This is a genomic window from Candidatus Aminicenantes bacterium (genome assembly GCA_026393795.1).
Lineage (GTDB): Bacteria > Acidobacteriota > Aminicenantia > UBA2199 > UBA2199 > UBA2199.
The window spans coordinates 1-8804 of the sequence record JAPKZL010000289.1 but is presented as its reverse complement, the minus strand read 5'-3'; the positions used below and the strand labels follow the sequence as shown (position 1 = coordinate 8804).

9 protein-coding genes are annotated in these 8804 nt (G+C 60.5%); 6 read left to right on the top strand and 3 right to left on the bottom strand.

Annotation, left to right across the window (positions count from 1 at the left end; translation table 11 throughout):
* From NTW95_14190 to NTW95_14175, 4 genes are all read left to right on the top strand, one after another.
* The coding region (locus NTW95_14190) for a hypothetical protein (GenBank protein ID MCX6558558.1) at positions 1–499 on the top strand (499 nt) is incomplete at its 5' end.
* Positions 500–592: 93 nt separating this feature from the next.
* On the top strand, positions 593–2083 hold the full coding sequence (locus tag NTW95_14185) for a transglutaminase-like domain-containing protein (GenBank protein MCX6558557.1): 1491 nt from the start codon (positions 593–595) through the stop codon (positions 2081–2083).
* On the top strand, positions 2052–3275 hold the full coding sequence (locus NTW95_14180; GenBank protein ID MCX6558556.1) for a C40 family peptidase: 1224 nt from the start codon (positions 2052–2054) through the stop codon (positions 3273–3275). Before NTW95_14185 ends, NTW95_14180 begins: the two co-directional genes overlap by 32 nt.
* 49 nt (positions 3276–3324) lie before the next feature.
* Positions 3325–4455 (top strand): dipeptide epimerase, encoded by a 1131-nt coding sequence (locus NTW95_14175; protein MCX6558555.1) that lies wholly within the window; start codon positions 3325–3327, stop codon positions 4453–4455.
* Here NTW95_14175 and NTW95_14170 read toward each other — a convergent pair whose 3' ends face one another.
* Together NTW95_14170 and NTW95_14165 are read right to left on the bottom strand one after the other, a co-directional pair.
* A complete protein-coding gene (locus tag NTW95_14170) occupies positions 4456–5709 on the bottom strand; it encodes an MFS transporter (GenBank protein ID MCX6558554.1) in 1254 nt (417 codons plus the stop codon).
* Between the two features lie 115 nt (positions 5710–5824).
* The gene (locus tag NTW95_14165; GenBank protein ID MCX6558553.1) at positions 5825–6757 is read right to left on the bottom strand and encodes an MBL fold metallo-hydrolase; all 933 of its coding nucleotides are present in this window, start codon (positions 6755–6757) and stop codon (positions 5825–5827) included.
* Between the two features lie 143 nt (positions 6758–6900).
* On the opposite strand from NTW95_14165, the gene NTW95_14160 reads away from it, so the two are divergent.
* Positions 6901–7377, top strand: a complete 477-nt coding sequence (locus NTW95_14160; GenBank protein ID MCX6558552.1) for a DMT family transporter — start codon at positions 6901–6903, stop codon at positions 7375–7377.
* Complete coding sequence (locus NTW95_14155) at positions 7340–7597, top strand: EamA family transporter (protein MCX6558551.1); 258 nt, start codon at positions 7340–7342, stop codon at positions 7595–7597. The genes NTW95_14160 and NTW95_14155 overlap by 38 nt, the downstream gene beginning before the upstream one ends.
* 123 nt (positions 7598–7720) lie before the next feature.
* Here NTW95_14155 and NTW95_14150 read toward each other — a convergent pair.
* Positions 7721–8804 (bottom strand): S41 family peptidase (locus tag NTW95_14150; protein ID MCX6558550.1); only part of this gene is annotated, 1084 nt, incomplete at its 5' end.

The following is an 8804-nucleotide window of genomic DNA, read 5'->3' as shown; positions in this document are numbered from 1 at the left end:
CGGCAATGGCCAGCTGCAAGTGAGCAAATGGCTGTTTACCTATGCGTCCCTGCGGCTTGGGGAAAAAATTTATTACGATCCGTCGGACCCGTTTCTCGGTTCCGGTCTCCACCTCGAACTGGCTGCCACCCTGCAGCCGGGCATTCACCTGAAACTGGATTTGGATTATGTGTGCGACGCGATGTCGCGCCGGGTCGCCGCCGGGGTACGCGAGCCGGTCTACACGGTCCAGATTGTCAACCTGCTGGCCAGCTACCAGTTCAACCGCTTTTTTTTCGTGCGCGGCGCGCTGCGCACCGATGATTATCAAAGGCAGCTGTTGACCGATTTTCTGGCCTCGTTCACGCTGATCCCGGGGACCGTCATCCATCTCGGTTACGGATCGCTCTATGAAAGCCGGCAATGGACCGAAGACCACTGGGTCCCCGGTCAGGGCCGCCTGCGCGAGATGAAAAATTCCCTGTTCTTTAAAGTCAGTTACCTGTGGCGCATTCATTGAGCGCTGGGCCGTCTTTCAATTTCAGCTGGATTTGCGCCACGAAATTCACTTGCCTCGGTTGAAAATCTTCCCGCGCTGGCGGATAATCGGGGCATGAACGAAATCGGTTTTCATATCCGCCAAGCGGGCTGGTTGCTGGGGAAAAAGGGTTTGCCCATCGCCCTCATGCTTGTCCTGGCCAGCGGTTTTGCTTCGGGCGGCGAATTCCGCGAGGATCGATCGCAAATCCTGAAAGAATTCAGCGCGGGTCATTTTACCGTCGCCGCGCAACTCATCTCCCGGGCATTGCTTCGCCAGGGCTTGACAAAGGAGGAAGCCGACTGGTTGGTCCGCCAGCGGGCGACCATGGAGCGCATCCGCCTGGACTTCGGCCTGACCAGAGAACAGGTGCGAAAACAGCTCGAACGTTTTTTCCCCGGCCTGCAGGACCACCAGATCGTCGCCTGGGAAAAATCGGGCCACCTGGAGATGCGCCTGATCGATGATGCGCCCCGATACTTCAATCATGCCGTCGCCAACCTGTTCCGGCTCGATGCGGCGGCCGCGGCAGCAAGGAGGAAACGGAACGGCGTTCCCGCCGCCGACCCCCTGGATGCCATCCGGTTGGAAAACACCGGGGCCATCCTGAACGCCGGGAAGTCGGGGGCGCTGGCGGAAGGCAAAAAGATCGCCATCGAGTTCACGCTGACGGTGGATGCCGATGCGGTCCCCGCCGGGGAGGACATTTGTTGCTGGCTGCCTTTTCCCAGGGAATCGCCGCCGCGGCAGAAGCATGTGGTCCTGCTCGCTGCGGTGCCGGCCGATGCCATCCGCTCGCCGCAGGAATGTCTTCATTCCTCTCTCCATGCGGTGCAAAAGGCGGTCAAGGGGGTCCCGACCGTGTTCTCCTACCGCGCCTCCTTCGAAATATGGGGACAATGGTTCGATCCGCAACAGATCGTTTCTAAAGGGAACGATGCCGGCGAAGGCGTCGGCCCATTCCTCAAGGAGGAGCCGCCGCATGTCGTTTTTTCCCCGGCGGTCAGGAAACTGGCCGAAAGCCTCTGCGCGGGCGAGACCAACCCGCTGAAAATCGTCCGGAAATTCTATCTCTGGATCGACGGGCACATTCCCTGGGCTTCGGCCCTGGAATATTCGATCATCGACTGCATCCCAGATTACGTCATCAGCCGGGGCCACGGCGATTGCGGCATGCAGACCTTCCTGTTGATGTCGCTGGCCCGCTGCCAGGGCATTCCGGCCCGCTGGCAAAGCGGTTGGATGCTTCATCCCGGCCAGGAGAACCTGCATGACTGGTGCGAGTTCCGCTACCCGGGAACCGGCTGGGTGCCGGTCGACATGTCGTTCGGGCTGCAAAACAGCAAAGAAACGGCGGTGAAGGATTTCTACCTGACCGGGATCGATTCCTACCGCATGATCGTCAATGACGGGTTTGCCCAGGAATTTTGCCCGCCGAAAAAGCACTACCGGTCGGAGCCGTTTGACTTTCAACGGGGGGAGGTCGAATGGGCGAAGGGGAACATCTATTTTGACAAATGGGGGTATCAGCTGCATGTGCTGGCAATCGAAAAAATCGATAAGTAAAGCAAGTATTCTTTGGATTGCCGCCGTCCTCGCGCTGTCCTGCAATCCGGGCAAAAAGGACTTGGCAACGGCCCGCTCCCTGATCGACTCGCTCCGGGGCCAGGCCATCGCCGACAGTCGAGTTGAGCTGTTTTCGGTGGAGGCAGAGTGGTCGGGCGGTCGCGTGCTGCTCACGGGGAAAACAACCAGGCCCGACGTGGCGGCCGACCTGGTCAAGCGGCTGAAGGAGCGAAGGATCGCCTGCAGCGATACCATCATCCGGCTTCCCGATCCCGCCCTTGGAGAGAAAAACTGGGGGTTGGTCACCTTGTCGGTGGCCAATATCCGCTATCAGCCGGCCCATGCCGCCGAAATGGCCACCCAGGCGCTCATGGGGACCCCGGTACGGGTGTTGCAGGAGGAGGACGGCTGGTACCTGGTGCAGACCCCGGACCGCTACATCGCCTGGACGGAAGCCGCCGGCATCGCCTTGAAGACGCAGGCGCAGATGGATGCCTGGAAAGGTTCGGCCAGGCTGATCTTTCTCGGCGACAGCGGGTTGATCCTGGAAGGAACGGAGGCAGCTTCCATGCCGGTTTCCGATATCGTCAGCGGCGGCATCGTGGTCAAGGAGGCCGGCATGAATGGTCGTGGCACGATGCAGGCGGTTCAGCTGCCCGACGGCCGGCAGGGTTTCGTCAGCGGACCGGGGTTCAGGGATTTCGAAGCGTGGGGCAACAGCATTTCGGCCGATCCGGCGGTGCTGGTCGATTTCGCCCAACGTATGAAAGGCAGGCCCTACCTCTGGGGCGGGACATCGGTCAAGGGGTTCGACTGCAGCGGCTTCACGAAAACCGTTTACCTGACCGGCGGCTTGATCCTGGCGCGTGATGCCTCGCAACAGGCGCTGCAGGGAACAACGGTGATTGCACCGGCTGCGCCGGCCGTTTGGCAAGGGCTGAAAGCGGGCGATCTGCTCTTTTTCGGACGCAAAGCCAACGGCGAAACGGGCGAACGCGTATCGCATGTCGGGATGTACATGGGCGATTCACGGTTCATCCACTGCTCCGGCATGGTGCGGGTTAACAGCCTGGATGCCACCCGGGCGGATTACGAGCCTTTTTTGCTGGCCAACCTGCTGCATGTCAAGCGGATCATCGGCGCTGGGAATGGGCCGGCTGCGCTGAAAACCCATCCGTGGTACAATCGCTGAATCGGCGCGAAGACCCCGAAAGCTCGGGGATCTGACGGAGGAATCTTTGATGACAACTACCAGGAGAAAATTCATCGTTTCAAGCGGAATCGCGATAGCCGGGCTAGCCGCGGCCAGGGGGTTGTGGGCAAGAAAAACGGGAACCGTGATCGGCTTGAGCGGAAAGATCAGGCTTTCGTTTGAGCCCTACAACCTTGCCCTGAAGCACGCCTTCACCCTCTCCGGATCGTCACGGACAACGACGCCGGTCATGCTGACCCGGTTGGATTATGAGGGTATCTCCGGATATGGCGAGGCATCCATGCCGCCCTACCTCGGCGAGTCGCAGGAGAGCGCCGCGAAATTCCTGTCCAAAATCGACTTGTCCGGATTCAGCGATCCTTTCCGCATGGAGGATATCCTGGATTACATCGACGCCATCGCTGCCGGCAACGGCGCGGCCAAGGCTGCCGTCGACATCGCCCTTCACGACCTGGTCGGCAAGCTGGCGGGGCAGCCCTGGTACAGGATCTGGGGCTTGAACCCCGGCAAAACTCCGAACACCTCCTTTACCATCGGCATCGACAGCGCCGACATGGTGCGACAAAAAGTGGCCGAGGCCTCCGCTTTCAAGATACTTAAAGTCAAGCTGGGCCGGGACAACGACCGCGAGATGATCGAGACCGTGCGCTCGGCCACGCCCGTGCCCATCGCGGTGGATGTCAACCAGGGCTGGAAGGAGAAGGAAAAGGCGCTCGACATGATACACTGGCTGAAAGGGATGGGTGTCGTATTGATCGAACAGCCGCTGCCCAAGGAACGGGTCGGCGACATGGCCTGGCTCAGGGAGCGCTCGCCGCTGCCGGTTTTCGGGGACGAAGCTGTTCAGCGCCTGCCGGACATCGTCAAGGCAGCGGGCGTCTACCATGGCGTCAACATCAAACTGATGAAATGCACGGGGATGCGCGAGGCGTTCGTCATGGCCAAAACGGCCAGGGCGCTGGGCATGAAGGTGATGATCGGCTGCATGACCGAAACCTCATGCGCCGTCTCGGCCGCCGCCCAGCTGTCGCCGCTGGCTGACTATGCCGACCTCGACGGCAATTTGCTGATCGCCAATGATGTCTTTCAGGGCATGGAGATAAAAAACGGCAAGATCACCCTGAACGACTTCCCCGGCATCGGCGTCAGGAAGATCTGATCAATCGTCGCTCCGGGCGATGGCCAGCTCTTCGACCAGCGTGGGTTGCGGGCGCGCGGCCGACGCCGGCGGCAGCTGCACGCGGACAGCGACGTAGAGGTTGACCAGCGACAGGGCGGCGGCCAGGAAGAAGATGTATTGCGGGCCCCAGCTGACCCAGACCATCCCGCCCAGATAGGCGCAGACGATCGAGACCGTATGGTCGAGACTCAATCCCAGCGAGAGGTTGGGGGTGATGTCGGCCGGGGAAATGGCGATGGTGCGCAGGTACACGGTGCGCACCAGCCCCATCTGCGTCGACATGCGGTCGAGGATGAAAATGACATAAGCCAGGAAGAGCGGCACACCCACCTGCGGCAGGGCGCCGCTGACGAAGCCGGCGCTCAGCAGGCCGTAGAGCAGGTAGACGCCGATGAACGAGATGGCGTCGGCATAGAGCATGGCCTTGATGCCGAAACGGTCCAGCCAGCGGCCCAAAGCGGGGATGAAGAACATGCCGATGGCGCCGCCGATGATGGACAGGAAGGCGATGGTGTCGGCCTTTTTGTCCAGCAGGTCGATCAGCATCCAGGGGCCGTAGACCATCATGATCTGCTTCTGCACTCCGAACATGGTGACCAGCGTGTAGTAATAGCGGTATTCCCGGCGCACAACCAGGCGGCCGCGGGTGTGGTGCGTCTTCGGGTTGCGCAACAGGCGGTTGAGATACCACAGCAGGGCGAAGACAGCGAGGAAGATCGCGCCGGCGGCCAGGAAAGGCCACTTGACGCGCCGCTCGAAGCTGAACACCCCGCTGCGAAAACCGATGAACACCAGCGCCGCGGCCACCATCTGGAAGGCGGTGCTGACCCCCTTGAACTGCCCCATGCGCTTGCCCATGCGGCCGTCCTGGATGAGGGCCAGGCCGATGCTGTCCTGCAGCGGGAAGAAGAGATGCATGCCCAGGGAGTTGACGAAGATGAATGCCAGCATGACGGCGAAGGAGGGCGTGGCCAGGCCGAGGACGACGATGCCCGAAAAGCTCAGCAGCTGCGCCAGCAGGGCGATGCGGATGTCGGAGAGGAACGACAGCAGCGAGATGGCCAGGATGCAGAGCATCCCCGGCAGTTCGCGCGGAAATTCGATGAAGCCGCGCTGATAGGCGCTGACCCGGTAGGCGTCCTTGAAGAAATTGGAGATGATGTCGTTGGAAAAGCCGAGACCCAGCGCGGTCAGGGCCAGCACCAGCAGGAATATTTTCATCTCCTTGCGCAAGGAGTCTCCTCGGTTCGGTCCGGTCGTGTTTGCGAATGGCGCCGCGCCGGAGGCTGCATCATGCCCCAAAGCCGCCCCGCTGTCAACAGCGGCCGTCCGGCTCGCCGGGCCGGCTTCAGTAGACGTCGAGATCCCTAGCTGATACTACCTGACCTTTGTAGCGGTCGGTGATTTCCTTGACCAGCTCCTTGTCGCTAATGCCCCAAAAAAGCTGGTGGTAAAGGATCAACAAGCCGGGCTGCACCTGCTTGGCGATTTCGGCCAACTCATAAGTCGATGTGTGGAATTGCGGATGGTACTTCTGCCAGAAAGGGGTGCGTTCCTTCAGCTTTTCCTGGGAATAGACCTCGTGCACCAGGATGTCGACCCCCTTGCATTTTTCGACCAGGTTCGGGCATGGCCGGGTGTCGCCGGAGATGGCGATCACCCGGTCGGGGGTGGTGAATTTGAACCCGTAGACCTCGGGCCAGCTGCCGTGCTCTACCCGGAACGCCTCGACGGTCACGTTGTCGTCCTTGTAAACGATCCCTTCCTTAATCTCATGACTGATCACCCGCCAGCCCTGGTTGTTGGCCGGCTCCAGTCCGTAGATTCTCATGCGGATGTCTTCCCGGTAGGCTTCCAGGATGTGCTCGGTCATGGCGGCGATCCCTTCCGGGCCGTACACTTCCAGCGGCGCGTCTCGGCCCAGAACCCAGGGAGTCAGGATCAGGTCGGGATAGCCGGTCGTATGATCGGAGTGTAAATGGGTGAGGAAAGCCCGCTTGATGTTGGCCACCTCGAGGCCGGTTATTTTTCCGCCATACAGGGGTGACATGGCCGCTGCTTTGCGGATTAGCCCCGGACCGAAATCGACGATGTAGGGAGTATTGTTCACCACGACGGCCAGCGAGTTGCCCGAATGCTGCGGGTCGGCATTGGGCGTGCCGGTGCCCAGGAAAACCAGTTGGGTGACCGGCGAGGGCGAATAGGGTTTCTGGGCGAAATCCGGGAATCGTGCCGCGGCGATGAAAACGAACGCCATGATGACCGACAGCAGTGATTTCATTTGCTTCATAGTTTATTTTAGAAAAAAAAGCTTATCCGGTCAAGGAAACGCCGGTGGCTGAGAATTTTCCCCCTTGCACTTAGCGAATGCCTTCAATTCTGTTATAATGCGGCATCCTGACTCTTCCACCCCGGGTGAAACAAATGGGCGTCTTTGGTGAAATCGCGGCTTTGCTGACCGCTGTCTGCTGGTCATTCAACTCGGTGGTCTTCACCCGCGCCGGGAAGAGGGTCGGAGCGGTGACGGTGAACGCCTTCCGCTTGTGGATCGCCTTCCCGGCCCTCGTCCTGCTGCATTGGCTGCTGTTCGGGACTCCGTTGCCTTTCGCCATTGAGCCGGGCCGCCTTTTCTTTCTGGGAGTATCGGGCGTCGTCGGCTTTGTCATCGGCGACGCCATGCTGTTCGAGTCCTTTCTGCTGATCGGACCGCGCCTGGCCATGCTGTTGGCCTTGCTCGTGCCGGTATTCGGCGCCCTGCTGGCCTTCGTTTTTCTTGGCGAAAAGCTGCTGGCCCTGGAGATTGTCAGCATCCTGGTGACCATCGGCGGCGTTGCCTGGGTGGTGGCCGAGGAGACGGTTCCGGTTGCCGAGTCCGCTGAAGGACAAAAAGGCATTGCTTGAGATCACCGCCGGCGCCTTGACCGGGCCGGTTCTGGGGGTGACGCTGTCATTGGTGGCCATCGCCCATACTCATATCGGCGTCGCTTCGACGCTGATGTCGCTCACGCCTGTGTTTTTGCTGCCGGTGTCGCATTTCCTCTTCAAGGAAAGGATCACGGTGCGGGCGGTCATCGGGACCATGATCGCCCTGCTGGGCGTGGTCATGCTCTTTCTGGTCTGATCGGCCGCGCTCGCTTGCCTAGACCTGCGCTATTTGTCAAAAAAAAAGAGCTGTCCACCTACTGGCAGCGCCAATCCGGCTGGGACGGAAGGCGGCGGCAATGAAGCCGCCGCCTTTATTTTATTATAGACCTTTCTCCAACTTTTCCAGCATCGCATTGCCGTTCCTGTTTTGGGGGTTCAGCGCGAGCGACTTGCGGTAGCTGGCGATCGCCTGCTCTTTCCGTCCCGCCTTAGCCTCCGTTTCGCCGAGGCTGTCCCAGGCATTCCATGAATCGGGATAAAGGAAGGCGGTTTTTTCGAAGACATAGAGAGCCGACTCGAGGCGGTTTTCCTGCACCAGCTGGTAGCCGAGATTGTTAAAATCGTTCTCGTCGAACACCGGCCCGTTCGCACGCCGTTTCTGCAACTCTTTCAGCTTCTTTTCCGCGGCCGGGATACCGCCCTCGGACAGCGCCTTGCCAAAGAGCTCGGCGGCCGAGCCCTGCTTGGCCTTGCGCAGCGCAGCCTGCGCCTGTTCGATCGTCGACCGTTCATAGGAGAACATCGGCTCGACCGCTTCGCCCTCTTTCATGATCGCCTCAGCGGTTGCGACATCACCCAAACCGAGATAGGCTTGGGCCAGCATGGCATAAAGGCTGCGGAATTTGGGATAACTCTCGCGGCAAGCACTGAGCAGTCCGATGGCCTCGGCGTATTGTCGGCGTCCCAGGAGCGGGACCGCCTGCTGCATGGCCTCGTCAGGGGTGAAGTAGTACAAGCCGCTTTTTGCCGCCCGTTCCCGGTTGAGCAAGGCGACCGCCGCTTCGAGCCCTTTGTCCTTAACAAACTGCATATATTCATCGACCAGGGATTTTTTCACATCCACGAGGCTTTTTGCCTCATCATGAAGGGCGGGAGCTCCCTTTTCCAGGTACTTCATGGCAAATTCCAGCACCCGGTCCCGGCCGGCGGCGATATCGGCCGCCGTGTTGAGGACGCGCAGGTCGGGCGGGATGCCGACGCCGTCCCAGCAGACGCCCTCATGGTCCCGGACCTCCTTGAAGGCCACCCACAGGGTCCAGCCATTGGGCATCCTTTCGGGAAACTGGGAGTAGAGGGCTCCTTCGGTGGTGTCGCCCACCACCGTGACGTGCGGCAGCACGCGCATGGCCATGGTAAAGCCTTCGGCGGCGCTGGCGCTGATCCGGTCCGTCAGCAGCACCGTG